Here is a 25727-nt window from a genome sequence, read left to right as displayed (position 1 = left end):
AAATTCAACATTAAGTTGGTAAGACGGTTAATTCTCTTTTCCATCAACATAGTTTACTGTTTTTATCAATGTTCCGTTCATATCATATTCATTAATAGTGCCATTGCCATTTACTAATGTTCCCTTATTTAATCTATTTCCGTTACCATCAAAACAAGACAGAATTTCCATTAGTTTATTTTCTTTGTAAAAACGAACTTGATAAGTTTGACCATTTGTATGGTAACTGTTCCATTCTCCGGTTTTTACTCCATCTGAATAATTTCCTATTACTGAGACCTCTCCATTCTCATGATACTGTTTCCATTCCCCTGTTATTTTATCATTTTTATAGTTTACTATAAATTGTGGTTCTCCATTCTCAGCATAGTACTTCCATTTTCCTGTCCGTTTTAAATTTGCATAAGATTCACTTTTCCTTAACTGCCCATTTGCATAATAGTATTTCGTTTCTTCAATAATTCCCCCATCAACATAGTTTGCTTTTTTTATAAAGGTCCCATCAATATCATATTCATTAATCGTTCCATTGCCATTTTTTAATGTTCCTTTATCTAAACTATTTCCTTTACCATCAAAACAAGAAAGAATTTCCATCGTCTTATATTTTTTATATATTATAATTTGATAGATTTGACCATTTGTATGATACAGTTTACATTCTCCTTCTTTATAATCGTCTATAAAGTTTTCTAATTTCTGTAGTTCTCCATTCTTATGATAGGTTTTCGATTCACCTGTTTGTTTTCCATCAACATAGTTTTCTGAAGATAATAATTCACCGCTGTCATAATACCATGTTAATTCTCCCTTACGGTTTCCATCGAAAGAGTTTCCTATGAGTTTTAGCTGTCCATTCGTATAATACATTTTAAATTCACCTGCTTGTTTTCCATCAACATGGTTTGATATATATTGTAGTTCTCCATTCTCATGATACCTTTTAAATACACCCGTTTTTTTTCCATCAACATAGTTACTTATTTCTTGCAACTGCCCATTCCTATAATACCACTTATCTTCTCCAACAATTATTCCATCGACATAATTTCTGATATTTTTCAACTGCCCATTACTAAAATATATTTTTTCTATACCATTTTTTTCTCCTTCTATATAGTTTGTAAGGTGCATTAATTGTCCATTATAAAGATACCGTTTCCATTCTCCTGTTTTTTTTCCATCCGAAGAATAGTTCTCAATAATTGCCACATTTCCATTTTTAATAAAATATTTCCATTCTCCTGACTTGTTCCCATCCTTATAGTTTCCTAAAGATAGCAGTTCACGGCTGTCATAATAGGTTTTCCATTCTCCAGTTTTTACACCATCTGAATAATTTCCTATTTCTGATACTTCTCCATTTTTATAAAAGGTCTTTTTTTCTTGAGCGTTTACATGAAACATCAAAACACTAATAATTATAATTAGAATTACTTTTTTCATTATCTAATATGTTTTTTTAATTAATGGTTATTCCCAAAATAAACTTTGTGAAGAAATGAACTTATCGATCTTTTTTAATTCCAATTTTACGAGTGTATCAATGTCTTCCTTACGATCTTGAGAGGTAGTGATGTGTAATGTAAACCATTCGGGACCCGTTTCTCCATTTGAATACCAATTCCCGGAATCTTGAAAAGTACTGACTACGGCCTCGTGATTTCTAATTTTAGATTCCAGCTCTCGGCAAGTGTCTTTACCAGCCGTTACAATAAGCTTTGAAACCGGAAATTCATCTTCATCCTTATTGTAGGAAGGTGCAGTTATATTTTGGGAAACGGAAGACCGTTGGTTTTCGGAGTTATTTTCTTTTTTATTACCCAATAAATAACCGAATACTACCACCAATAATAGAATGCTTCCAGCTATTAAATGCCCACTAAATGTCCCCCAGGTTGATTGATTTGCGCCAAAAGCAATTAAAAACACTTGAACCACGACATAAATTAAATATCCAATGATTCCTCCACCAATTAATAAATAGAAAACATTCTTCATTTTATAGATTATATATTTATTACTGTATAATTGAGGATAATATGCTGTTTATTAAAGCATAGCAGTGAATTAATCCCCATGAAAATAAAACCCATCCATTAATCCTCCGTTCTCATCATCCATTTCTATTTTTAACCATCCTAAGAGTCCGAATTTTGTTTTAACAAGAAAGTACTCAGCAATATCATTTTCATTAAACTCGGCCATAACTATCTCAATTGGATAATTTTTTGGCAATGTTGCAACTATTGATGTCAAATCTTTAGTTTCATGAATTTTAATGTTACGCTTAAGCTTACCCTTTATCCCTACAAAATATAGTGGCTGTTTAACTTCATTGAATTTACCATTTTCAAATATGAACTTTCTTTTTTTGTCGAATAGATTATTTGAATAGCCTTCAACATAAAGAGATTTGCCTCTAAAATGAAATTTGTCACCAATAACATTTAATATAATTTTGGTTTTGTGTTCGATAATTAGTTGTGGGTCATCACTTTGGCCCTCACTATAATATAGATTTAAAAACGCATTATTTTCAAGTTTAAACCTCCCTATCACAATATCCGATTCGCCAACACCAACACACAAATTGGTTTGGGAACATACTTTAAATATGGATTCAAAATTTGATTTTGGATAGCCTACTTCAATAAATTCATTAACGAGCTTATATTCTAGGTCAGCGAAATTATTTTGACTAAATACTAGATTAGAAATTAATAGTAAGAATGCTAAATATGGTATTTTCATTTTTTTGTATTTGCCATCGTTTGGACTACATTGAATTATAGCATTTTTTTCATCCAATGGGTTTGTATAGTGTCTGTCACTTTAATTTTTATTGAACTTAATTAAAAAATCGACTATTTGATCAGCGCCTAAGTTCTTACCTATGATGTTTTTGTTGCTATCCAGCACAAAAATTTTTGGTTTGCTACTTGTAAAATTATATGTGCTACTTACTAAGTCATTTTCTGAATCAACCTTTACGTGAAACCATTCATTAATTTTCCAATTAGTTGCATAATCCCAGCAATTCTTAACCTCTTCGGCATTTCTTGTACAAATCGCGACAAGTTCAACATCTAAGTTTTCTAATTTATCATTGACTTCAATTAGATCTTTTATACTTTTTGCACAAAGACCACAATTGTCATTCCAGAAGAAGAGCAATGTATATTTACTTTTTATGTCATGAAGATCAAATTTAAACCCATTATTTGACTCTAAAGCCATGTTTGGTGCAACCTTCCCAATTAATGTTGGTTTAATGGCATTGGATTTTTTAAGTATTTTTTGCAGTTGGGCTTCGTCAATCCAAGGTGTTTTGCCTTTAGCATAATAGTTATCAGCCATGTGGACATAAACAGCATCCATTCCCATAATTTTAGACTCTGCATATTTATTTAAAAAATGAACAACATAGTTTTTATAGGTCTCTTCAGAGGGTTCCATTTTTTTAAGTACAAAATCTATAGCATTACTAATAGAATCAGGATGTTGCACCTGCAATTTATTAATGTAGTTCTCCACGCTATTAAATAAAATAGGGGTTCTGACCATTCTAGGGTCAGTAAGATCTATATTATCGAAATAATGCTGTCTGTAATAATAAAATCTCTTGTTTTGTTTATCCATTTCTGAACCTTCAAATTCTGGTATTTTTACAGTTAAAGTAGATTTAATTAGTGCAGCTGTGAATGAATTTGGGTGGACTTTTATTATATCGTTTTGGTAAGCAGAGACTTCATCATTAATAGACATGGTCTTGTCACTTTGGCCAGAATTTATCTCATCTTGGGGCAGTGCTTTTACTTCTTCTTTTTTCTTCTGAATAAATTTTAAATAATCATAAAACAGCCTGTTTTCAAAAGAACCAGCATCAAATTGCATGGATTCAATAAGATTATTATAGTCTGATGAAATTTCAATATTTCGGTCATTTTGAGTAATTAAAATTTCACTATAGTTATTATTAGGTTGTACAATTAACAGGTATATGCCTGGTTTTATTGGTTCTTTTATATTGATTACAAAAAAGCCATCAGGTTGTTTATAGATGGTATCAGTTTTTGTTATAGCATCAGGGGTTAGATATTGCCTGTTATTAAAATGGTATCCTAATTGTATTATATCATATGGATAATTTTCTATTTTAACTCTAATTTGAAGGTTTGCTTGCGAAGAATTAGATTTTTCAGTTTCGTTTTGAGCATATATTAAAGAGGTTAATAGAATTGAAACTAGAATTAAAAGGATGTTTTTCATAATATCTTCAAATCTGCACGAAGCCAAGAGTTGACGTTTTTTTGAAGTTAGTCATTAAAAACAATAAATCGATGATTTGGCAGACTTAAATAATAAAAAAGGTTTTTTTGAAATTAGCCCAAAACCCCGTATTACTGAGATTTGTTATTATACTTTGCCTTTTACTCATTTCAATTCCAGTTATAGGAAAGTCATCAACTTTTATACATACCATTATCCAATTTTGAGCTTTTGAAACATCGCTCTTTCTTTTCTGAAGTTCACTTGTAACTTGAATATTAATTGAGTATTTTTTTAGTCAGATTCCAAGTTATCATAAATAATAGTACATAGCGCTTCAATTAAAATGTTTCATTTTTGTTTAAGAATTTCGTGGTTATCCAGTATATCCAAAATCAGTCTAAAAGGTAGTGGAATGATATGCTACAATATGAGGGTAGCAATAAGAATAATGGCTATTCCCATTTTTTCTTTTTTAAGGTAATTTAACTTGTGTTTATTGTTTTTTTAGAAAAGAGTTCATCATCCTTTGTAGCTCCAGTATCCATCAATAATACTTTGTCTTCTCCAAAAAATAGAAACATAAAAGGTGCCTCGTAATTTGTGCATTTGTTTTGACGTAAAATCCGAGTATTACTGTTATACTTAACTACCTGAATTGGTGGGTCAGTATTATCTTCACAGTTTTCAGAACCATGAATCCAATTTTGAACCTTTAAGTCAACGGTTTCTTCAATTGAAGATTTACAAGACTAAATAATAATGATTGCTGAAATTAAAATTGTAAATTTTGTTTTCATATTTTGGTCAATATTGGCTCTAACGTGTTTGTGTATGGTACGTGCCGACTATTTCCACCGAAGCTCTGCGAAGGAGGATACGGCAGAGTGAGTTACACAAAATTTATATAATTTAAAGATAGATAAATTTTAGTGTATTCAAAGGCATGTGCTATACACGTTGTTAGCTGCTGTGGTTTGGTCTGAGTAAACACGAAACTTTGCGTTTTCCTGAGTATTTATTCCGTAACGAGTCCATCAGCGCAACGATTACTCAAGAGTGAAATCCACTTGCGCTGTTACGCCAAACCAAAGTAAATACAAGTTAAAGCGATGGTGTTAAAAAAACCGTGTACGGCAATAACAAACCACAAATCGTATTTACGCAAGTAGAATATCAGGGCTAAGAGTGCTCCGATAATCCAAGTAACAAGTTGCCCAGTAATTCCTTGCTGACTATGCATAAAGCCAAAAAAACCAGTAATTAGTATAATGTTAAGCACCATACTGATTTTGCTTTCTCCAAAGAATTTTACAAATTGTCGCATAAAATAACCACGAAAGATAATTTCTTCTCCAAATCCCGCAGTAGCCCATACTAATAATAAAGTAATTAAAAAGACTGGAAGATTTCCTTTCAATTCATCAAAACTTGAATAATCTATAGGAGATCCTGTGAGTTTTGTAACTACAGGAACCAATACAAAGACATAAAAAACAAAGAGTCCTAGTGCAACTAATGGAGCAAGTACGAGGATGTTTTTGAATGTGAATTTTTCACGTTGAAATCCAAGTGCTGAAAATGGTTTTCCATTGTATTCTATATAATTTGCTATAATGATTAATATAGAAATAATGATATTTTCTATAATACTTCTAGTGATTGGTCCAAACCATAAAAAGCAGATGATTGCAATAGTAATTAATGGGATTAATGTTTGACGTAAGGTAATTTTGTTCATTTTTTTGATTTTAATTTCTAAACGAAATAATGAACAAATTCTCTGAAAAACCTTTTAAATACTTATGTTTTTACTGAATGGTAGTAAATTTATAACTGAATAGTCGGTAGTTGATGGCATCTTTTATTGAAACCAATTCATAAATGCTTTTCGCTTGTAACGACTGATATGAATTTCGGCATTTGCATCGTTTTCAATGGAGGCTTTTAACCGAATACTTAACTTGCCATTTTCAATCTTTTCAATTTGGTCTACGGCATCTTTGTGGATTATAATTTTACGATTGGCTCTAAAAAACAATTGATCATTTACCTTCTCCTCGAGCTCGTTCAATGTAAAATCGGTGGTAATTGTTGAGCCATCTTTTTGAACCGTATATACAATTTTGTTTTCGCTATAAAAGCACAAGATATTTTCATATGTGAGCTTCGTGATTTTTGCACCGCTTTCAATTGTTATTTCTGCATCTTTTATGGATAGCTTGTATAAATTATATATGTCTTGCGCATACCATAAACCTATTAGAACAAAACTCAATAATATGGTAAGCAGCAAACCAATTAATAAATAATAATACACTGTCTGTCCCCCCACAACTTTATCTGCAATAATATTTACAGGAATATACATGAGTGTAATATACCCTAGAGTAGAACCCATAAACCATACAATAGTGACAATTTCTACCTTTTTAGAGAAATATTTTTTCTTGTAAAATTTAAAATTAAAATGCGCTATGATTCCAATGAGAACGCATAAAACAATGGATGACAGAAAACCTTCTATGGGGAATCTATACGATTCACCACCGGGAAAACTATCACGTGTTGCTAAATGATTCACCACTAAAGAGAAAATCGTCAATACGATGGCCTTTTGAAACCAACGCCATGCAGGACTACTAATAAATGCCAGCAATGCTATTTTTACTGAATTATTGGTTGGTGGTGTAGTGCTCATGAATTTGAAGCTCATTTTTAGTCAACCTATTTCTGGATGATTTTTTCCCCATTGCAGCTAACGTGTTCGTGCCTGCCTGCCGTCAGGCAGGTATGGCTCGTGCCGACTTCTTCCACCGAAGCTATGCGAAGGTGGATCCGGCAGAGTGAGTTACACGGAATTTATTTAGTTTAAAGGTAAATAAATTTCAGTGTATTCAAAGGCATGGGCTATACGCGTTGTTGTGTGTAGTTTTTATTCCCATGGTTTTTTCTTAAATCCAGTTTGTATGAGATTAAATTTGTCATTCAATATCACAGTATCAAAATGAAAGTAGAAGTTTCCATATTTCGACGCATTTCTATCAGTTTTTGAAACCATTCTTTTTTCCAATTCCGAATAATTTACAGGAAGAGCATAACTACCAATCGGTTTCTCTTCGTTAGGTTCAGAGTTTATCCATATTTGTTCTCCTTTGTAAAGAGTGGCTTTTCCGCCACCAGTAAAAGGTGCTGACCAAGCTGTTAAAAATTCAATTTCTTGGTCAAATTTTGATTCATACAAATCTCCTTCTTTCGGATAACGATAATTTTCGGGAATCAAGCTACGTTCATACTCGAGAGCCCAGTCAGTTTCTGGTTGTCCGACTTGATGTCTTTTTCCATCTTTCATTTCTTGCATTAAATCAGATAGAGTCTTATTCCAATTTTCAGGTCGAGGAACAGTTTTTCTAGGTTCCGCTTTAGTCTTTTTCTGACGAAATATTTTTCTAAAGAAGTTCATTTTTCAAATTACACACAACGTTGTTGTGTATGGTTAGTTGCGTGTTTGAGCAACTAATTTAGCAAACAAAAACGAACGAAAGAAAATTCCGAAGGAATTTTCCAAATAAGCACTTGCCCAAGCAATTAATTATACATGTTGTTGGCAACAGTTTTAATTATTCAGGTTACAGTATGTGGTTTAAATCTTGTCTTCCGACAATTGCCATTATTTCAACGACGTCGTTATTTATTTTGTAGTAAATACTATCTATTCCGCAAACACATCTTCTGTAGTCCTTTTTTATATAATCAACTGACTCGAATGAAAAAGGTCTTTGGGTAATAATTTCAAAATATTCAAAGAATGATTCAAAATATTTATCCGCTTGAGTAGTTCCAAATTTTTTAACTCCATAGTGATGAATTCGGATTAAGTCATTTTTAGCTTCATTACTTAAGCGATATTTAGCCATTCAGTAGAGTTTTTGATTGGGCTAAAATTTCATTTTTTGATTCGCTTGTAAATCCGCTATTCTCAGCTTTTTCCAATTTAGTTCGTACCCAATCAATTTCGACTTGTTGTTTTCTAGCTTGTCTAATTAAATCGTTTACTAATTCGCTTTTGCTTGAATATTCTTTTCCATTGACTTGGGCTTTAAGCCATTCGTCGTTAGGTTCTGTAAATGATATACTTTGTCTTGACATAATTTAATTGTTTGGTGTAAATATACATCAATTTCGAATCATTTCCAAATTGTTGCCAACGGTCTTGTGTATGGTTTCGTTACGGAATGACACGCAGTGTTATTCCGACGTAAACCGAAAGATAGCAAAAGTGCAGGGAATTTCCGATAGGAAATTCCGCCGTAATGAATTATACACGTTGTTAGCCATTGTACTTTTTTACAATCCAAGTGGATTGTCAGTCAGATAATTCCAAATTGTTCGCCAAATAGATTTTCCTTTTTCATTATTTGGGTCAGAAATCCAAATTCCACAAACATTGCATATTTCATTTTCTACGAAGGTCGCGCGTCCAGTTAACCCATCTAAAGAGGCTATTTCATCTGAATATCCGCTTTTCACAGCTGTATCTGTCCATTCGACTTTATCCTTTCGGATTTTATCTGAATAACATCTTGGACACCTTTTTTTATCGTCTTTCAGCTTTGACTTTGGGTTTTCAGATATCAGTTGGTCAATTTTGGTTTCCGTAAGATTCCGCTCAGCTAAATATTCTTTTATATCCGATTGAGTTTCTTTCATATAAGTAAGAAGCTTGAACTTTGCAAAATTTGCTAGTTCATAGTCGTCTAATTCAGTAAGAAATTTTTTGACTCTACTCATTTTCGGTATTGTGGCTAACGGTCCGTATAACCGTCAGTTACGGGTTAATATGCGTTACTTTTCGGTTAAGCACTGACGTTAGCAATTCCGAGTGGATTCGGACGTAGTCGAATCCGCCGTAATTGCGGTTATACATTGTTGTGCGTAGGTTTTTCAATTTACTTTTTCAATTTTCGGTTCAACAGTTGATACTACGTTCACAATGTGATTTAGCGATATAAATGCATAATGCTTAAATTCTCCTGGATAGTCCGCCGATGCAAAAGTGTCCGCTTTTACATAGTCCAAGAAATTCGATTTGTTATAAGTCCGAATTTTTTCTCCAACGTATTCAGTTCCTCCAAGATTTTCGTAACTTTCATTAATTACCGAGTAGGCAATATATCGGTCAAAAGTTATTTTGAATATTTCACTATTTTCATTGTGATAAACTGGTCGAGAAGGGCCGATATCAACACCGAGAATCTTATGACTCTTTTCCAATTCGCCAACTATTCCCATTGTCAATTCAAATTCCAATGAGTTTTCTTCTGGCTCAAATATTTTGGTCAGAAATATATTCCTTTCGCTATTTATTCTATCGTAGTTACTCATTTTTTCAACTTACGCACAACGTTGTTGTGTATGGTTAGTTGCGTGGTTAAGCACCTAATTTAGCAAATAAATCACAGATAGAATATTCCGAAGGAATGTTCGTAAGTCGGCAGTGACCTAGCAATTAATTATACACGGTGTTGTGCGTTCGTATTTTTTAAATCGCAATTTCATTTATTATGTTATAGGTAATTTTACAAACCATTCTGCAATTGAATCCCATAATGGAAAACTTACTTGAAAGAATATGAGATAGTGAAATACCATAAATAGTCCAAGAAGTAAAGGGAATACCCATCGTCCGCTTTTTTGTTTTCGTTCGATGAAAATTAGGGAAAGAATTAAAAGATACATTATGATAACTGTAATCCCTAGTCCTAGCATAAAATCCGGCTCAGGTAATACGGTAAGAATAACAAAACGTCCTAAAGTAGGCTCGATAAATACAATCCCAGTTGCAATCATGGCTCTAGCATGAATTTGCATATTACGTTTGTTCACTATTGCGATAGTAAACATGGTGCCAATAATTACTAAATCTTTTAATTGTAGCCACAAACTTGCACCTAATCCTTCGGTCACTTGACCTCCTAGATTTGAATGTTTCAATAAAATTACTGAAACGAAGAATAAGGGTAAAATCATAAAACTCAATTTTCCGATTTTCCTGTGGATAGAGAATTTCTTTTTCTTTATAAGGATGGGTTGCAAGATCAATAGCGCAATCCACATTGATGCCATTGCAAAATGAAAATGAAAATAGGAATTGAAGTTGGCTGTGCCATCAAAGAATTTTGAAAAGTAGGTGGGCCAAAAACCTAAAAATGCTAGAACGATTAATCCTATTGCATAGTACCCAACTTTATCGAACTTAATTCCTTTCGATTTTTTTGTGATAGGTTCTTTCATTTTGGTTGGTTTTAATTTTACAATGTATTCTAAACGGTTTTTATTTTATATGACGCACAACGTGTTTGTGTATGATTTCGTTGCGTTGAAAATTCCAGCGGAATTTTCGACCGTAGAAATCCAGCCGTTTAAAGTTAAACTAATTTTGGGCTTTGCCATATTGTAGCAATGAATTATAGCCATTGTTGTGCTTTCGTTATTTTTTTGAAGAATTTCATAATTTTTCTCTATTTACTTAGCTCTTTATCAATCCGTCTAATGTTTTCGGTTGTTAACCATAATAGACCATTTTTAATCCAACCTTCATCTAAAACATTAAAATAATGGACTTTGCTTATTTTGGCATATGTATCTGAAGATTTTATATATTTAATAAAATCCTCATCGTTTTTTACAAAATCTGGATGCTTTGTTAGTGATGGATGTAAATTGTTACTTTCATCACCATCCAAATTATAAACATCTAGAATCATTATTAAATCGGTGTTATTTCCATTATTATTAAAATGAAGATTATCACCTTTATCATTAATATTATTTCTAGATTGAGTAAAATCCTTTAAAAAAGAAAGAGTACTTTTTAGACTATCCCCTAAAATCTCAAATTTACCAGCAGAAACAGCCTCTTCGAAAACCGAATTTAATAAGGATAGTTTTATTGGGTATGATAGAGTAGAGGCATAGATTCTAACACTATCAATTTCTAATTCTTGAGCTCCAGCCGAATAATTGATAAGCTTATTTACTTGAGAATTATTTTTATGAAGCCCAATTAAATAATTTTCTAATATTCCTTTATTTATTTGAAGTTCTTGTTTTAATGCAAGCAATAGTTTTTGTTTATTGTTTTCTAATTTCCTGTTTTCATTCCAATTATTAATCTGAAGTGCTATCAAAATTCCAATAACAACAAGTATAATCTCTCCAATAGCATATTTAAAATACTTTCCAGTTTTTCCTGTTGAAAGTAAATCTTGTCTAATTTTTCTAAAGAATTTTATCATTGGTTAGCGGTTTGTCATAATGAAGCACAACGTGTTCGTGTATGATTTGTGCGACTTAGAATCCGGAGGATTTTCAGTAGTTGCAAATCAGTTGATTAAAGATATAGATTTAAATTGAAGTAGGAATGAAGCATTAATTATACACGTTGTTGTGTACTGTTTTAATCATATTTAGAAACCTTAATTTGTTTTATATCAATTAGAATATTTGAAAAAGTAGTGTTTTTTTTCAGCGTTTCGTTGAAATAACTTAAAACAATTTTCCGAGTGATTTCCAATCCTAACGAAGCATTTATAGAATAATTGAAACTTTCAGGGTAAATATAAGGATTGTCTGTAACAGAATTATGGCCAAATTCAGGCAGTTCAATCATATAAACACTATTTTTTCTATTATCGATCAAACTGAAATAGTTTTCTTTTGCATATGGCCATGTCCCACTACTGCATAACATGACTACTGGAATGTTTAATAAGCCCTCATATCTCACTTCTCTTGGTGGAATTCCTTCCATGGAAATATATGCTTTTACAGCATTTACTTGATGTGCAAATTTTCCCGCGATTCTACCACCTAAGGAATGACCAAATATGCCAATTTCTTGTAAATTCATTTTGGATTTAAAACGCTGGTTTACATCATTTTGATTGAGTTCATTTAATTTGGCGAGAGTAAAAAGCAAGTCTTGATATCCAATTTCAGTTGGCTTTTCAAAGAAAGCGTCGACCTTTTCATAAGGACCTCCCATCATACCTTGAGGAGTTTTATATTCTTTTGAAGGTTTTACAACAAAGCCATCTTTATAAATTGTATATCCAATTTCTGGCATATCGACTGAAACTACAATGAATCCATGACTTGCAAGTTCTTCGGTAAGTGATGTGTACAAGTAACGTTCTGTTCCTCTGCCGGGAGAAATTAGTATTACGTTGGAATTAGTGATTGATGAATTAAATGAAGGTCGCAAATATGAATTAGAAATAACATGTTTATAATCATTTGATAATGCTGAATATTTTGCTTTTATGGAGTTTTTATCAATTTCAGCAGGATACCAAATTTGGGCAATAATAGTCCGTTTATCATTTTTCTGATTGGTTAAATTGAGAATTCGGGATTCGTCAGTCCATTCATAAATCATAGTACCTACAGAATAAGACCCTGTTGGTTTTAGGATTGTCAGAGAATCAATAATCTTGTTTTGTGCAAAGCAAAAAGTACAAATAAATAATAAAAAATATAAAATCGGTCGTTTATTGGTTAGTGTCATGATAAATACATTTATTCATAAAGACGATAAAAAAATATTGATGTGACAAAAATTGTACACAACGGTCTCGGCTATGATTTCGTTGCGTTGAAAATTCCAGCGGAATTTTCGACCGTAGAAATCCAGACGTTTAAAGTTAAACTAATTTTGGGAATAGGCGAGTAGTAGCAATGAATTATAGCCATTGTTGTGCAACGTTTTTTAAATAAGATTATTAATTTAAATTTACATTATGGAAAAAATTAAAATAGAAAATCATACGAAATTCTCTTTAGAGTTAATCTTTTCAGAAGCTGATAAAATGGCAACGCACATTTTAAATTCAATATCTGAAAATAGAAATAAGTCATTTCTTTTATTTGCTTTTATAACTTCAATCTTTTCATATTCATTTATTAAAATAATAGAATTAGAATTTTATTATATTATTTTATTAGCTGGAAGCATTATTAGCCTTTTGTTTTTAAGAAAGAACCTTTTCCCACAAAAAATCAGTTTCAATGGTGCATTACCTGAAAATATGATTAATTCATATTTCGACAGTTTCAAAGATGAAGAACTTGATAAAGAATATTTAGCTACTCAAATTGAAAGCTATAATAATGCTATGAATAGAAATAGAGAACAAATGTCAAAAATGGTTGATAGATTTAAAAAATCAGCCATTATTTTATTAGTTTCTTTTCTTCTTTTCGGTCTTATCTTTCTTTTCATTTTTATTGAAAGTTTGCCAAGTTGAAGTCGTATTTGGTCTTGATGTTTCCTTTGGTTTTTTTGGTTTTTCTTTATCGCTCATAATTTTTTTTAAATGTTGCACAACACAAGGGTTAAACGTAGTTCTGGTTTGAGAATGAAAAGATAATAAATTCTCCAACAATAATTAGAGAATCGGACTTCCATATAATCTCTAATTATTGGTCGTCAATTAGCCTCGCGGAGCGAGGAGTAAATTGTAGAATTTATTAGATTGGGAATTCGAGGACCAGGGCCAAATTACTTTTAACCGACGATGGCGCACGTTTTGGCTCGAAGCCCGTCAAAGGCGATTGTTTATTGTAAAGTCATTTGTGTAATTTGGTTTAACCCTTGTGATGAGAACACATTTACTTTAAGGACGAGAGTGCGAAAGCACGTAGTAATTAAAGTTCGCCTTTGGCGAATGTGTTCTCATCGTGTTTGTGTATGATTAGTGGCGTGTTTAAGCACCTAATTTAGCAAATAAAAACCGAATAGAAAATCCGCGAGGATTTTCGTAAGTAGGCGAGAATTAGCCATTAATTATACACGGTGTTGTGCTTTCGTTATTTTCTAATTATCATTATGTAATTCGTTGAAAGTAGTTTTTAGCTTCGTTAAGGATTCGATTGATTTCTCATATGCATCTCTATTTTGTCGCAGAGATACACTTCGCGCTAAAACCATATTTTGAAAATAAGTTTCTTTAGCATAACTTTTTGGGTTTGTGTTCATATCCCAAAAACTTACATTAGGTATCAAAAAATTCTCATAATATATTTCTACCCCTTTATTATCTATTAACTCTACAGTTTTTATCTCATTAAATGTTTCATATGATTCAGATATTGAGTTACGTACGTTTAAATCATCAAATAGTTTTAGGTCACCAGAAGACTTCAGATTTTCATAAGTTATCATTATCGGGTGAAAATCATTAGCCATAATTAGTATTTGGGATTTTGATGCCAATTTAGGGTTATCATATTCTTTGTTCACTAATAATCGAATTAAAGTATCCACGTCTTTAATTAATTCACTAGTTTCATTTTCTAAATTATTTAGTTGTTTTATATTTTGATTTACTTCATCATTTAACTGAATAATGTATAAATCGCGTAATTCTAAATTATTTTTGTCTTTTACATTTTCGTTAATTCCTAACGCAATAAGGATTCCAATTATCACGAGAACTATTTCTCCAATTGCATAAATCAAATACTTGCTGAACTTATTTTCAGAGAGTAGTTTTTGTCTAATTTTTCTAAAGAATTTTATCATTGGTTAGCGGTTTGGCATAATGAAGCACAACGTCTCTGGTTATGATTTCGGTGGGGATTGACAGCTTAGCGTTGGCGCGTAATTATCTCGCGTTAGCGAGGGGAAGCGCAGCCCGTTTTTTGGCTGTGCGTGTGTTTCGGAGCGATGGCAAGCTGTGTATCGAAATCAAGTCAGATTAGTTTTAAAGTTAAATATAGTATTTTTTATCAAGCTATGAATTCAGCCCCAATGAATTATAACCAATGTTGTGCTTTCGTTATTTATTATTCAATTTTGAAAAATTCTATTTTTTTTCCTCCGTTATTGACAGTAAAGCTTATTATTTCATTTTCTTTCTTATTGTACATTATTGATAAAAAATAATCCTTCACGAAAAATTTATTCTCACCAGAGGGAATAATTTCATCCTTTCTGTTTTTTCCCTGTATATAAATTTGGTTACCCTCTACTAAAACAGTAAGAACTGTACTAGTTTCAGATTGGTACGTGCCAATATACTTTTCTAGAATTTCAGGTTTTACTGTAATTTCTGTAAAATCAGCATCAGATGGAAACTCTGGTAAGGGCTCAATAAGTGAGTTATTGTTTTTTAATTGTTCAACAATAGATTCCAATAGATTTTGCGTAATTGTTTTGAATGATTTCAATATAGCTAGTGAGTATCGTTTGCTTTCTAGGTCACTCAGTATGATCATTCGCCCTCTATTGGATTTAATAAATTGTAAACTATTATATCTCTTTTCATTAATTAACTCTTCCCTTGATTGATTGTAGAGTTCAGGAAATTCAAACTCTACAGTATGGTCAAAGCTATAATCAATTGCATCTTGATTATATTTAAAAAAGTCTGTGTACTTTTTTAGTTCTTCAAAAACAAAGTCCATTCCTAATTTTAAACTCACAACCGAAGAATTGTAATATTCACTTATCTGTGAGTTTAAATCTTCGTTTTCAGATAATGAGGTTAATCCCAAATTCTTCATTCTATTAAAAGTCAATTCACTAATTTCAAAATCTAGATTTATTGGGTTAATTATCATATTAATACTATCTAGAGGTAAAGCGTCTATATTGTTAGTTCTTAAAGCAGATTCGTGATTTTTAATATTTCTATTTAACCTTCTAATTCTACCATCTAATTCAAAAAAATCACTTTGAACCTCAGTTCTCATTTCGGTTAAGTATTTATAACCCAATTCACTTTTTTCCTTATTTTCTTTAGCGGTGTTGAGTTGCAATGCAATCAAAATTCCAATAACAACAAGGATTATTTCTCCAATTGCATAAATCAAATATTTACTGAATTTGTTTTCAGTGAGTAGTTTTTGTCTAATTTTCCTAAAGAATTTTATCATTGGTTAGCGGTTTCTGATAATGAAGCACAACGGTCTTGTATATGGTTTGTTGCTTGGTTTAACACGTAATTTAGCAAATAAAAACCGAATAGAAAATCTGCGAGGATTTTCGTAAGTAGGCTAGAACTAGCAATAAACTATATACGGTGTTGTGCTTTCGTTATTTTTCTTTTCCTTATTGAATTTTACAAGCAAATTTTATCTCTTTAATAGTTTTTAAGATATTCTTCTAGCTTTGAAATCAGTTTATTAGTTTCACTTAGAGATTCTATTGTGTTTTGAAAGTATAAATCAGTGATATAACGATACATTTTTACAGCTTGTCTAAAATCTCTATTTTGTCTTAAATTTTTATAATCAATGGGTATTTGAAGAACTTTTCTTTCCGAAGAATTATCTAAAAATATTGTATTAAAGTCTTTTTTTTGATGTTCAATTAAATATTCATATTGTTCCTTTTCCACCAATTCAAACTGTCTATAAGTTTGAGGCACGGTTTGAGTAAAGTATATACCTATATCCTTTCTTATTTCTCTATCTTTAATTATATTAAAACCAATGGACTTAAGTGTTTCGTAACCTGTTATTTTGTATTCAATATTTGAAAACGAAAAGATTCGGGAAAAATGAATAGCCATAGAATCGTTGTAAACTGGTTGGTCAATAAAATAATCTTCAACCAACTTCATTGACCTTATATATTCAGGCAATTTTCCGCTATCGTTTTTTGACAGTTCTATAAGTTTGTTTCTACTTTCATTGAGATCAGATATAATCTCTTGTACAATTTCCTTTTCAATTTTTGTTTTACCAACTTCTTCATTCCAATTATTAATTGAAAGGGCAATTAAAATTCCAATTACTACAAGAACTATTTCTCCAATGGCATATTTAAAATACTTTCCTGTTTTATTTTCCATCAGTAGGTTTTGTCTAATTCGTCTAAAAAACTTAATCATAGTACTAATTTATTCGATTAATATAAAACCATCTTCAAATCCTTGGTATTTTTTTATACAAACTCCATCGGAAATTACTTGTACAACATCTTTTTCTCTTATTCGATTTTTAGCTGAATTAACAACTAACTCTCCTGGGGCTAACTTTATTTTGTTTGAACTATAATTACTCCATTTTAATACAACTGGCTTATTAGTAGTATTAAAAAATGGTAAGTGCAATAAATCTCCATAGTTGTTTTTGTTTTCTGGATAGTCACATGTTTTTTCTAAAAACGGAATCATTTTGAATTTGGCAAATAGTTTTATGATATCCTCCTCGATATAATTCTCTCTAATTCTTTTAATTTCTGCTAAAATGGTAAGACTTGCACTTTTAACACTAGTACCTTCTCTTAAGACATTTTTTATTGTAGAGTTATAAGTATTTAAATAGTTTTTAAAAAAAGTATTTTTATGATAAAAATCAACTTCCTGCTCTAAGGCCAAAGTATCAACTTCGTAATATGTTTTTTTACCATACCAAGATTGGTTATCCATAAGGTATTGCAAATATTTAGACACATGTTCGGCATAGGTTTTTTCAGCCAAATAATATCGTCTTTCTATTTTGAGATATTTTTTTAGACTTGGAATTAGAACCTTAAATTTCTCTGGAAAATTCTCTTGATTTTGAATTAGGGCTTTAATATCATCGGAATTAAAATCAAACTTATCATCGCTTATTAAATTTCTTAAATTAACATCATTAATAAAATCGTCTCTAGTAACTTTGTTTAAAAGGGCGTTTTTAATTTTTGATATAGAATTTCTGTATAATGGTATTTCAAAATTTGCTTCTTCGATATTTTCTATAAGTTCGATTTCGAGTCCATCTAGTATTTTGTCAAAATTTGCAGTTTGTAAATTTTCTTCATTCCAATTGTTAATTGATAACGCTATTAAAATTCCAATCACAACAAGGATTATTTCTCCGAAAGCATATTTGAAATACTTCCCAGTTTTGTTTTCCATCAACAAGTTTTGTCTAATTTTTCTAAAGAATTTTATCATTGGTTAGCGGTTTCTGATAATGAAGCACAACGGTCTTGTGTATGAAACGTAGCGTGTAAAAAGACGCTAGTTTTTCGGATAAACACAGAGCCGAATTTTTATGTTTTGTTTTTAATTTTTCTATTCTAAAAGCCAAATTTAAAAATTTGGCGGTTTTGCATATGAGCACAATCCTTTTGGTTTAGCACTTACTAGCTATGTTTTATACACGGTGTTGTGCAAAGTGTTTATTTTTCAATAGTCTGTTTATATTCTGAAAGGAATTTGTCAATGTTAAAGTAATAGTTGTCAACATAATTTCTAAAGGATTTATATTCTTTATCCTCATAATATTCATTAAGAGTTATAATGTGGTAATGAAAAAACATTTGAAGGTCGCTGTAATCAAGAATTTTTTTTGAAACTGCGTAGTATAGGTTTTCGAAAAAGTCAAGAAATCTATCAAGTTGTTCAATAACTTGTATATCTTCATTTTTAAAATCAATCTTTTCTCCTTTTTCAATTGATTTCCTGTATTTCTTTTCTTTTAGACAAACTTCAGCAATTTTGTCAAACTTATGTTGCCATTCAAAAGAAGATATTATTTCATTATTTGAAACAACAAAATCATTATACTTTTCATCGAGAATTTTATATTTAGTCCAGTTAGTTTCATTCCTTTTTGCTTCTACAGAATCCCAATATTTTATAAGTCCAAGGGCACCAATAGAAATCGTAAAAATGTAGAATCCAATTTCAAATCCTATTGATAAGTCATTCAGTTCACTTGATTGAAAGGTATTAATCAGAATGGTAGCAATAGTTATAATACTTCCTCCAGCAAAAAAGAATAAAATTATAGATAGTATGTTCTTTATTTTTTTCATTTCCCACATTTTGCACAACGGTTTTGTGTATGGTTAGTTGCGTGGTTAAGCAACTAATTTAGTAAACAAAAACGAACGCGAGAAAATTCCGAAGGAATTTTCCAAATAAGCAACGACCAAAGCAATTAATTATACACGTTGTTGGCTTTAGTGCTTTTATTACTTTGTTTTCTTTTATCTCTAAAAAACAACCAAACACATAAAATTACAATTATTGCTACATTATAATAAAAACCAGATATGTTAGGTTTTATAAATCCACCAATAAGAAAGTTACCGACAACATGAGCTGAAATTGAAGCAATAAGTCCAAGATTTAAATAAATTAGACCAAATAAGAAACCATAAAAGATAATATAAATAACGTATATAAATGATATTTCTACACCTATGAATGAATTTCCAATATGGATTAAGCCGAAAATCAGAGAAGAAATAATTAACCCTAAATATTTTTTATTCTTTTGGTTAAAGAAATTTAATAATGTACCTCTAAATGTTATTTCCTCAAATATTCCAGCGCCTAGAGCCTTAATAAAATTCTCAATATTAAAAGCCAAAAAAATGTATACAAAATCCCCTGTTCTGATTATGGCGTAAATTCGATATGGTAATTGTATAATCAAGGCAAAGAAAATCCCAATTAGTATAGCCATAAATAAAGAAAAGTTTATTCCAATTAACTTCGGTGGAATTAAATTGATTTTATTAAAATAATATTTACTGATAAAATAGGTTAACGCAATGTATGAGCCGATTGAAATTATTTTGATACTATGTTTTATATAATTTTCTTCTAAATCAAATGTTAAGAACATGAGTATACCAGATAGGAAGAGAAATAATATGGTTATTCCAAATATGCTCAAATAAGGTGATACATTTATATTTTTTATAGACATCGTAATTATTTTTTCAGCATTGAAGCCAACGGTCTCGTATAACCGTCAGTTACGGGTTTTAAATTACTGTTTTTCGATTAAGTACTGACGCTCGCAATTCCGAGTGGATTCGGACGTAGTCGAATCCGCCGTAATTGCGGTTATACATTGTTACAAGCTGGCTTTTCTCCATTTAAACAGCATTACTCTTTTCCTATTTTCAATGTCATTAACTCGTACAGCAGTCACATCTTCAATTCGGTAAATTACTGTTCCTTCGTCTTCTCCCATTTTTCCAACGCAATGCAGAATCAAGTCCGATTCAGATAGTTTGGTAATGAATCCAGAAAAATAATCAGAACCATTAATTTCCAAGCGAGCAATTCGGTCAGTTCCTTCGAGTTGTTTTAATATTCCAGTTTGCCATTCCTCGTCATCGTTTAATTCCAACTCAAATTTTTCGTCTTTATCAAGTTCCGATGAATAGTCAATCAGACATTGCATTGCTTTTGCGTAATCATCGTCAAAGTCAACACTTTTTATGTTTTCGATTCGCTCAATAATTATTCCGTCCGACTTTCCATATTTAGTAAAGTGGTGGATTGTAACTAATTCTTCATTATAATCTTTCACATATCCAGCCCAAAATCCGTCATCGTCATTATATTTCCAAATTCCGATAATTTCTTTGTTCTCTTTTGATTTCTTTAAAATCTCAAATAATATACTTTCGCTCATTGTTTGGTTTAGCTTGCTTGTAACGGTCTCGTATAACCGTCAGTTACGGTATTAAATTTACTGCTTTTCGATTAATCACTGACGCTTGCAATTCCGAGTGGATTCGGACGTAGTCGAATCCGCCGTATTTGCGGTTATACATTGTTGCCTACAGTTTTTTATTTTCATAATCAGAATATATCAGGTCAAGGAACACTTTTCTGTAAAGTATGTCTTGAAATTTTGATTCGGGAATTTCATACAAAGCATTTTTTAGGTATTCACTTTTTAATTTCATTTTACCATATGCTTCATATTGATTATAAGCATAACCAAATTTAAACTGCCAACTTTTTTCGTTAAATAGCTTGAGTCTTTCATAAAGAATACCATAACACGAAATGTATGAGTTTATTGGAAACAATAGACTAGGGTCAAAGCCTAACTCGTCTTCAAATTCAATGAAAAACTCATTAGGTATATCACTTTTTAAAAGGTCAGAATATCCCTTAATGCTAATTTCATTAAGATAACCGTCAAATATTAATTTGTTTTCAAATAAGTTATGAATATTTGCCTTTTTAAAAAGAAGAGTGTCAATTGGTAATGACTTATCAGCCAATTCAGCATATTTATTTTGAGTGCAGTCTTTGAGTTTTTGTTCAAAAAGAATGTCAGCATTGTATTTGCTAGAACCGCATCCAGCAACAAAAATAAATGTCAGTATGAGAGAAATCTTTTTCAAATTGTAGGCAACGTTTCTGTATAACCGTCAGTTACGGTTTTTCTAAGTTACTATTTTTATTGATTTTATAACATTTCAAATTACTGAGTGGATTCGGACGTAGACGAATCCGCCGTAATTGCGGTTATACATTGTCGGCAACTGTATTTTATTTAAACGAACTTCAAATTATACTTCCCGCAAATAGCTTTAACCTTTTCCATGTCAGGTGGTCCTGCAGGTAATTCCGCTAATTCCTTAAACATTCCCTCTAGACCAGCAGGAAAAATACTCAACATAGCTCGGGCTTTTTCTTCTCCAACAACTTTCCATGAATGTGGAACTCCTTTTGGACAGAAAATTAAGTCACCTTCCTGTAATGTGGTGGTTTGATTACCAACATTCATTTCAACTTTTCCTGACAATACTTGAAAAACCTCATCTTCATTTTCATGGACATGAGGTGGAATTCCGACACCTGGCTCATTATTCTGCTCAATTAAGGTGCACTGTCCGTTGGTGTCAGCACCGGTCAATTTGATATTTTGATTATCTCCCAAAACATTCAATTTGTTTCCCTCGTTTTCTTTTACAATTTTGGGTTTTTGTAATTCTGTAATACCGGATTTTAAAGGTTTGTTGTTAACCTCATTCTTTGATTCAGATTTACAAGCATTTATCATAGGAATAAAAGACAATGCTCCAATTCCGATTGCTGACTTTTTTAAGAAATCTTTACGTTCCATATTATTGAGTTTTGATTGGTTAGTCCATATTGTTGCCAACGGTCTCGGCTATGAGTAGTTGCGTGGGTTAGCACTTAACTTTGCAAGTACATACCAAACTGAAAATCCGCGAGGGTTTTCAGAAGTAGGCGAGAACCAGCAATTACTTATAGCCATTGTTGTGGTTTCGTTATTTAATTAATATTATATTCCGATTTCAATAAAGAGATTATCTTTTGTGCTAAAGTTAATTGTTCCTTATATTCATTTAGAGTTTTAGATCGGTATGTTTTTACTCCAGCAATGTAGTTTGAAAACTCATCTATAGATTCATCTTTAATTCTTATGTATCTCGGATTATTTGTTTGATTATCAAATCTAATTTCGCCAAGTGCTTGTACATTAATACCTTTCCATAAAATATCAGCCATTAGCCAAAGCGTTTTATCTTCCGCCTCACTCCAATATCGAACTTGTTCAATGTTCATATTGTAGGCATTCAGTTCATTTGAGATTGATTGGTCGAAATATTTCAATGAGCCAGTCGTAATTATTTGCTGATAAGTTCCATTAGTTGGAAAAAAGGGATTAGACTGACCAACAATATTTACTTTTTCATAAAATCTTTCTTTATCCCAGTCCGTAATTGGTGTTTTTAAGATGTCAAATAACTCATCACATTCCTTAATTTTAAAGGCACTAAAATTTGTTGCATCAGATAAGAATTCGACATCTTTTGTCAAATCTTGAATTAGTGATTTGGCTAAAACTTTAGCAGAAATGTCTTCCTTATTTCCCTCATTCCAATTATTAATTTGAAGTGCAATCAAAATTCCGATAACGACAAGAACTATTTCTCCAATGGCATATTTGAGATACTTTCCAGTGTTGCCCTCTGAAAGTAGATTTTGCCTAATTTTTCTAAAGAATTTTATCATTGGTTATCGGTTTCTGATAATGAACCACAACGGTTTTGGCTATGGTTTCGTTACGGAATGGTACGCGAGTATCATTCCGCCGTAACCATAAATATAGCAAAAAGGCTTGAAATTCCGATTAGGAATTTCAGCCGTAATGAACTATAGCCGTTGTTGTGCACAGGTTTTTATTTTTCCAAATTCCACCAAAAATAGAGGATGTTTTCGTCATCATTACTTGAGATAGCAAAATCACCTTTCCCTTTTGGTATTCCATTTATTGCGTTCCGTAATTCAGTCAGCTTTTTAATTCCAAACTGTATTTCGATTCCGATATCAGATTTTTTAATCAACCAATGATTTTCTGATTCATTTTTTCTGTGGTTAAAAGTCATTTTGGATGTTGTTTTCCATCTCGCCATTCCGTTTTGGTTATTCGGTACGCCAATTTGTAAATCGGTTGGCATTTCTAATCCAAAAGTCTTTTTACTTGCCCATTCACATTCATCCATCAAATCAATCAATTCGGTCAGACTTTCACTTGCAGTTTTATCCAACGTAAAATTCCACCCAGGATAATTATTTTGATTGTCTTTATAAGTCCAAGCGTAAACTTTTCCGTTTACTTTAAATTTCTCAATTTGGGCTTTCATCCGTGATTTTTTTCAACTTGTGCACAACGTGTTCGTGTATGGCTTGTTGCGTTGGCTAGAACTAAGTTAATAAAGAAAACCGGACCAATAGGAAAATCCGCTAGGATTTTCCGAATACGCACAGAAAGAGCAATTGGCTATACACGTTGTTGTGCTTTCGTTATTTTGATTTTTCCAACAATAGTTTTATATATTCTAAATATTCTTTTAAGTAATCATAGCGTTCCAGCATTTCTTGAGAATAATAGATTCTATAATCTAAAAGATTTTCAAATTCTCTATCGTTAAGTATATCACTGTAATTATGGTTTTTCAATTTTGAACTGCCGATTTTTTCTCTATGGCTAATATCGGTATTGGAAGCAATATTCCTTCCATTTAAGTTTCTGTAATAATAAGGTACTACAAAATTAAGATTGTCGTTATTTGCTATAGTTTCGCGTTGCTCTATCGTTTCATTTATAGTTGCAAGTTTATACAGTGCAACTCTTAAGGAATCGTTCTTTATAGATGCAATTTCGCCATTGTCTTGCGCCTCTGCCAGTGTATTCAAATCAAGACCAAGATGAAAATCAGTTAGTATTATATTAAATTTTGCATCAAGCTCTTTAAAGTCAAATGTTTCTAAAGGCTCTCCAATCATTAACATAAGGCTAGTCATTTTCTCAAGCCGTATTTTTATGTCACCTGCTTTCTTTTCTGTCTGTTGAATATTTTGATTAATCTGGTTTTGCAGACGAGTTTTTAAATTTTCTGATTTAAATTGTTGTTTATTATCTTCATTCCAATTATTAATCGATAACGCAATTAGAATACCAATCACTACAAGAACAATTTCTCCAAGAGCATATTTTAAATATTTTCCCGTTTTTCCTTTTGAGAGTAAATCTTGTCTAATTTTTCTAAAGAATTTTATCATTGGTTAGCGGTTGGTTATAATGAAGCACAACGGTCTCGGCTATGAGTAGTTGCGTGGGTTAGCACTTAACTTTGCAAGTACACACCAAGTTGGAAATTCCGCAGGAATTTCCAAAGTAGGCGAGAACAAGCAATTACATATAGCCATTGTTGTGCTTTCGTTATTTTATTTTTTTACTCAGTTTTCACTAATTCAGTGCTGTTCAATTTATCCAATAACTCAATTGTGAGTATAAGTATTTCATCATAGATTCTATAACCATTATACTGATATAAGTATAACTTTTTATAGCCCCTAAAAAATAATTTGTTTTGGAATATATTTTTTAAATCTGATTTAAACGGAACCATATCCAAGTTTTTAGGTACTATAAATAAACCAGTCTCATCCCATCTATCCAAATCTTCTTTTGTGGCTTCGTCAAACCTTTTTATATAATATTCTTTTGGTTGAACAGTATTTGGCATTATTTCATCAATTAGTTCAACGCCTTTTCTAAAATAACTTTCTTCGTGTCTTTTAATATCTTTCAGCTTACTTTCTACTTTTTCAACATAAGATACGATGTCATTTTTAAACTCGGATGAGCTAATCAAATCTATATTTCCTGAACTTATAAGAGATTTTGTTGTACCTAATATAGGACTATACATTTTGGTGCTTCCAGCTAATTGGAAATAATTTACAATGGAATCATTTGGGGTTTCAGTTTTCCAAAAGGACTGAAGTATTATAGTACTTGCTCTTGCTCTATCTAAATGATACTCTTTTATTTCTCCTAACTCAATTTTCGATTTTTCTAAATCACTTTTAAGTTGAACTAATAATATCTTTTCTGATTTTCTTTTATTTCTATCACTATTCCATTCGTTAACTTGCAATGCAATTAAAATTCCGATAACGACAAGAATGATTTCTCCAATTGCATAAATCAAATACTTGCTGAATTTATTTTCAGAGAGTAGTTTTTGTCTAATTTTTCTAAAGAACTTTATCATTGGTTAGCGGTTGGTTATAATGAAGCACAACGGTCTCGGCTATGATTTCGTTGCGTTGAAAATTCCAGTGGAATTTTCGACCGTAGAAATCCAGCCGATTAAA

General features: G+C 31.4%; 28 protein-coding genes. 1 reads left to right on the top strand and 27 read right to left on the bottom strand.

Features of this window, described 5'->3' with window-relative positions; genetic code table 11:
* Positions 1-27: 27 nt before the first annotated feature.
* The 14 genes from ACFWV9_RS10775 to ACFWV9_RS10710 all read right to left on the bottom strand — a co-directional run bounded on the left by ACFWV9_RS10775 (position 28) and on the right by ACFWV9_RS10710 (position 12841).
* Positions 28-1446, bottom strand: coding sequence for a toxin-antitoxin system YwqK family antitoxin (locus ACFWV9_RS10775; protein WP_411895225.1), 1419 nt, complete (start codon positions 1444-1446; stop codon positions 28-30).
* Between the two features lie 27 nt (positions 1447-1473).
* Entirely contained in the window at positions 1474-2001 is a 528-nt protein-coding gene (locus tag ACFWV9_RS10770) for a hypothetical protein (protein WP_411895224.1), read from the bottom strand.
* A 69-nt stretch (positions 2002-2070) separates the two neighbouring features.
* Entirely contained in the window at positions 2071-2754 is a 684-nt protein-coding gene (locus ACFWV9_RS10765; protein ID WP_411895223.1) for a hypothetical protein, read from the bottom strand.
* A gap of 81 nt (positions 2755-2835) precedes the next feature.
* Positions 2836-4272 (bottom strand): DUF5106 domain-containing protein, encoded by a 1437-nt coding sequence (locus tag ACFWV9_RS10760; RefSeq protein WP_411895222.1) that lies wholly within the window; start codon positions 4270-4272, stop codon positions 2836-2838.
* Between the two features lie 1078 nt (positions 4273-5350).
* On the bottom strand, positions 5351-6013 hold the full coding sequence (locus ACFWV9_RS10755; protein WP_411895221.1) for a CPBP family intramembrane glutamic endopeptidase: 663 nt from the start codon (positions 6011-6013) through the stop codon (positions 5351-5353).
* A gap of 123 nt (positions 6014-6136) precedes the next feature.
* Positions 6137-6988 carry a LytR/AlgR family response regulator transcription factor gene (locus ACFWV9_RS10750; protein WP_411895220.1) on the bottom strand — a complete coding sequence of 284 codons (852 nt, stop codon included), beginning with the start codon at positions 6986-6988 and terminating at the stop codon, positions 6137-6139.
* Between the two features lie 219 nt (positions 6989-7207).
* Positions 7208-7735, bottom strand: coding sequence for a hypothetical protein (locus ACFWV9_RS10745; protein WP_411895219.1), 528 nt, complete (start codon positions 7733-7735; stop codon positions 7208-7210).
* Positions 7736-7901: 166 nt separating this feature from the next.
* Positions 7902-8189, bottom strand: coding sequence for a type II toxin-antitoxin system RelE/ParE family toxin (locus tag ACFWV9_RS10740; protein WP_189360878.1), 288 nt, complete (start codon positions 8187-8189; stop codon positions 7902-7904).
* Positions 8182-8421 carry a type II toxin-antitoxin system ParD family antitoxin gene (locus tag ACFWV9_RS10735; protein WP_036578964.1) on the bottom strand — a complete coding sequence of 80 codons (240 nt, stop codon included), beginning with the start codon at positions 8419-8421 and terminating at the stop codon, positions 8182-8184. The genes ACFWV9_RS10740 and ACFWV9_RS10735 overlap by 8 nt, the downstream gene beginning before the upstream one ends.
* 198 nt (positions 8422-8619) lie before the next feature.
* A complete protein-coding gene (locus ACFWV9_RS10730; RefSeq protein ID WP_411895218.1) occupies positions 8620-9063 on the bottom strand; it encodes a hypothetical protein in 444 nt (147 codons plus the stop codon).
* A 153-nt stretch (positions 9064-9216) separates the two neighbouring features.
* Complete coding sequence (locus ACFWV9_RS10725) at positions 9217-9657, bottom strand: hypothetical protein (protein WP_411895217.1); 441 nt, start codon at positions 9655-9657, stop codon at positions 9217-9219.
* A 177-nt stretch (positions 9658-9834) separates the two neighbouring features.
* Complete coding sequence (locus ACFWV9_RS10720) at positions 9835-10566, bottom strand: hypothetical protein (protein ID WP_411895216.1); 732 nt, start codon at positions 10564-10566, stop codon at positions 9835-9837.
* 227 nt (positions 10567-10793) lie between these two features.
* Positions 10794-11570, bottom strand: coding sequence for a DUF6090 family protein (locus tag ACFWV9_RS10715; RefSeq protein WP_411895215.1), 777 nt, complete (start codon positions 11568-11570; stop codon positions 10794-10796).
* Between the two features lie 161 nt (positions 11571-11731).
* Positions 11732-12841, bottom strand: coding sequence for an alpha/beta hydrolase family protein (locus ACFWV9_RS10710; RefSeq protein ID WP_411895214.1), 1110 nt, complete (start codon positions 12839-12841; stop codon positions 11732-11734).
* Between the two features lie 232 nt (positions 12842-13073).
* On the opposite strand from ACFWV9_RS10710, the gene ACFWV9_RS10705 reads away from it, so the two are divergent.
* On the top strand, positions 13074-13580 hold the full coding sequence (locus tag ACFWV9_RS10705) for a hypothetical protein (protein ID WP_411895213.1): 507 nt from the start codon (positions 13074-13076) through the stop codon (positions 13578-13580).
* A 569-nt stretch (positions 13581-14149) separates the two neighbouring features.
* Here the strand turns inward: ACFWV9_RS10705 and ACFWV9_RS10700 are convergent.
* The 13 genes from ACFWV9_RS10700 to ACFWV9_RS10640 form a co-directional block, all read right to left on the bottom strand.
* Positions 14150-14857: a hypothetical protein gene (locus ACFWV9_RS10700; RefSeq protein ID WP_411895212.1), complete on the bottom strand. Its 708-nt coding sequence runs from the start codon at positions 14855-14857 to the stop codon at positions 14150-14152.
* A gap of 263 nt (positions 14858-15120) precedes the next feature.
* Entirely contained in the window at positions 15121-16212 is a 1092-nt protein-coding gene (locus ACFWV9_RS10695; RefSeq protein ID WP_411895211.1) for a hypothetical protein, read from the bottom strand.
* A 206-nt stretch (positions 16213-16418) separates the two neighbouring features.
* Complete coding sequence (locus ACFWV9_RS10690) at positions 16419-17171, bottom strand: DUF6090 family protein (RefSeq protein WP_411895210.1); 753 nt, start codon at positions 17169-17171, stop codon at positions 16419-16421.
* A gap of 9 nt (positions 17172-17180) precedes the next feature.
* Entirely contained in the window at positions 17181-18224 is a 1044-nt protein-coding gene (locus tag ACFWV9_RS10685) for a hypothetical protein (RefSeq protein ID WP_411895209.1), read from the bottom strand.
* Positions 18225-18451: 227 nt separating this feature from the next.
* A complete protein-coding gene (locus tag ACFWV9_RS10680; RefSeq protein ID WP_265244050.1) occupies positions 18452-19090 on the bottom strand; it encodes a hypothetical protein in 639 nt (212 codons plus the stop codon).
* A gap of 125 nt (positions 19091-19215) precedes the next feature.
* Positions 19216-19746 carry a CPBP family intramembrane glutamic endopeptidase gene (locus ACFWV9_RS10675; protein ID WP_411895208.1) on the bottom strand — a complete coding sequence of 177 codons (531 nt, stop codon included), beginning with the start codon at positions 19744-19746 and terminating at the stop codon, positions 19216-19218.
* Positions 19747-20142: 396 nt separating this feature from the next.
* Complete coding sequence (locus ACFWV9_RS10670; protein ID WP_411895207.1) at positions 20143-20709, bottom strand: hypothetical protein; 567 nt, start codon at positions 20707-20709, stop codon at positions 20143-20145.
* A 148-nt stretch (positions 20710-20857) separates the two neighbouring features.
* Positions 20858-21433 (bottom strand): hypothetical protein, encoded by a 576-nt coding sequence (locus tag ACFWV9_RS10665; protein WP_411895206.1) that lies wholly within the window; start codon positions 21431-21433, stop codon positions 20858-20860.
* A gap of 152 nt (positions 21434-21585) precedes the next feature.
* Positions 21586-22158: a cupin domain-containing protein gene (locus ACFWV9_RS10660; RefSeq protein ID WP_411895205.1), complete on the bottom strand. Its 573-nt coding sequence runs from the start codon at positions 22156-22158 to the stop codon at positions 21586-21588.
* Between the two features lie 173 nt (positions 22159-22331).
* Complete coding sequence (locus ACFWV9_RS10655; protein ID WP_411895204.1) at positions 22332-23075, bottom strand: DUF6090 family protein; 744 nt, start codon at positions 23073-23075, stop codon at positions 22332-22334.
* 167 nt (positions 23076-23242) lie between these two features.
* Positions 23243-23707: a hypothetical protein gene (locus ACFWV9_RS10650; RefSeq protein ID WP_411895203.1), complete on the bottom strand. Its 465-nt coding sequence runs from the start codon at positions 23705-23707 to the stop codon at positions 23243-23245.
* Between the two features lie 160 nt (positions 23708-23867).
* Complete coding sequence (locus ACFWV9_RS10645; RefSeq protein ID WP_411895202.1) at positions 23868-24626, bottom strand: DUF6090 family protein; 759 nt, start codon at positions 24624-24626, stop codon at positions 23868-23870.
* Positions 24627-24799: 173 nt separating this feature from the next.
* On the bottom strand, positions 24800-25624 hold the full coding sequence (locus tag ACFWV9_RS10640) for a DUF6090 family protein (protein ID WP_411895201.1): 825 nt from the start codon (positions 25622-25624) through the stop codon (positions 24800-24802).
* Positions 25625-25727 lie beyond the last annotated feature (103 nt).

Source organism: Winogradskyella sp. A2 (assembly GCF_046762865.1).
Classification (GTDB): Bacteria; Bacteroidota; Bacteroidia; order Flavobacteriales; family Flavobacteriaceae; genus Winogradskyella.
Note: the sequence above shows the minus strand (reverse complement) of the source record. Positions and strands in the feature narration are given on the sequence as shown.

Bases quoted from the DNA above. Each gene is read 5' to 3' on its own strand.
- ACFWV9_RS10735 (WP_036578964.1), bottom strand. From the start codon at position 8,421: ATGTCAAGACAAAGTATATCATTTACAGAACCTAACGACGAATGGCTT.
- ACFWV9_RS10655 (WP_411895204.1), bottom strand. From the start codon at position 23,075: ATGATAAAATTCTTTAGAAAAATTAGGCAAAATCTACTTTCAGAGGGC.
- ACFWV9_RS10755 (WP_411895221.1), bottom strand. From the start codon at position 6,013: ATGAACAAAATTACCTTACGTCAAACATTAATCCCATTAATTACTATT.
- ACFWV9_RS10760 (WP_411895222.1), bottom strand. From the start codon at position 4,272: ATGAAAAACATCCTTTTAATTCTAGTTTCAATTCTATTAACCTCTTTA.
- ACFWV9_RS10680 (WP_265244050.1), bottom strand. From the start codon at position 19,090: ATGAAAAAAATAAAGAACATACTATCTATAATTTTATTCTTTTTTGCT.
- ACFWV9_RS10715 (WP_411895215.1), bottom strand. From the start codon at position 11,570: ATGATAAAATTCTTTAGAAAAATTAGACAAGATTTACTTTCAACAGGA.
- ACFWV9_RS10745 (WP_411895219.1), bottom strand. From the start codon at position 7,735: ATGAACTTCTTTAGAAAAATATTTCGTCAGAAAAAGACTAAAGCGGAA.
- ACFWV9_RS10660 (WP_411895205.1), bottom strand. From the start codon at position 22,158: ATGGAACGTAAAGATTTCTTAAAAAAGTCAGCAATCGGAATTGGAGCA.
- ACFWV9_RS10690 (WP_411895210.1), bottom strand. From the start codon at position 17,171: ATGATTAAGTTTTTTAGACGAATTAGACAAAACCTACTGATGGAAAAT.
- ACFWV9_RS10705 (WP_411895213.1), top strand. From the start codon at position 13,074: ATGGAAAAAATTAAAATAGAAAATCATACGAAATTCTCTTTAGAGTTA.
- ACFWV9_RS10750 (WP_411895220.1), bottom strand. From the start codon at position 6,988: ATGAGCTTCAAATTCATGAGCACTACACCACCAACCAATAATTCAGTA.
- ACFWV9_RS10685 (WP_411895209.1), bottom strand. From the start codon at position 18,224: ATGATAAAATTCTTTAGAAAAATTAGACAAAACTTGTTGATGGAAAAC.
- ACFWV9_RS10645 (WP_411895202.1), bottom strand. From the start codon at position 24,626: ATGATAAAATTCTTTAGAAAAATTAGACAAGATTTACTCTCAAAAGGA.
- ACFWV9_RS10650 (WP_411895203.1), bottom strand. From the start codon at position 23,707: ATGAAAGCCCAAATTGAGAAATTTAAAGTAAACGGAAAAGTTTACGCT.
- ACFWV9_RS10675 (WP_411895208.1), bottom strand. From the start codon at position 19,746: ATGGCTATACTAATTGGGATTTTCTTTGCCTTGATTATACAATTACCA.
- ACFWV9_RS10775 (WP_411895225.1), bottom strand. From the start codon at position 1,446: ATGAAAAAAGTAATTCTAATTATAATTATTAGTGTTTTGATGTTTCAT.
- ACFWV9_RS10765 (WP_411895223.1), bottom strand. From the start codon at position 2,754: ATGAAAATACCATATTTAGCATTCTTACTATTAATTTCTAATCTAGTA.
- ACFWV9_RS10730 (WP_411895218.1), bottom strand. From the start codon at position 9,063: ATGAGTAGAGTCAAAAAATTTCTTACTGAATTAGACGACTATGAACTA.
- ACFWV9_RS10700 (WP_411895212.1), bottom strand. From the start codon at position 14,857: ATGATAAAATTCTTTAGAAAAATTAGACAAAAACTACTCTCTGAAAAT.
- ACFWV9_RS10670 (WP_411895207.1), bottom strand. From the start codon at position 20,709: ATGAGCGAAAGTATATTATTTGAGATTTTAAAGAAATCAAAAGAGAAC.
- ACFWV9_RS10720 (WP_411895216.1), bottom strand. From the start codon at position 10,566: ATGAAAGAACCTATCACAAAAAAATCGAAAGGAATTAAGTTCGATAAA.
- ACFWV9_RS10740 (WP_189360878.1), bottom strand. From the start codon at position 8,189: ATGGCTAAATATCGCTTAAGTAATGAAGCTAAAAATGACTTAATCCGA.
- ACFWV9_RS10640 (WP_411895201.1), bottom strand. From the start codon at position 25,624: ATGATAAAGTTCTTTAGAAAAATTAGACAAAAACTACTCTCTGAAAAT.
- ACFWV9_RS10725 (WP_411895217.1), bottom strand. From the start codon at position 9,657: ATGAGTAACTACGATAGAATAAATAGCGAAAGGAATATATTTCTGACC.
- ACFWV9_RS10770 (WP_411895224.1), bottom strand. From the start codon at position 2,001: ATGAAGAATGTTTTCTATTTATTAATTGGTGGAGGAATCATTGGATAT.
- ACFWV9_RS10710 (WP_411895214.1), bottom strand. From the start codon at position 12,841: ATGACACTAACCAATAAACGACCGATTTTATATTTTTTATTATTTATT.
- ACFWV9_RS10695 (WP_411895211.1), bottom strand. From the start codon at position 16,212: ATGATAAAATTCTTTAGGAAAATTAGACAAAAACTACTCACTGAAAAC.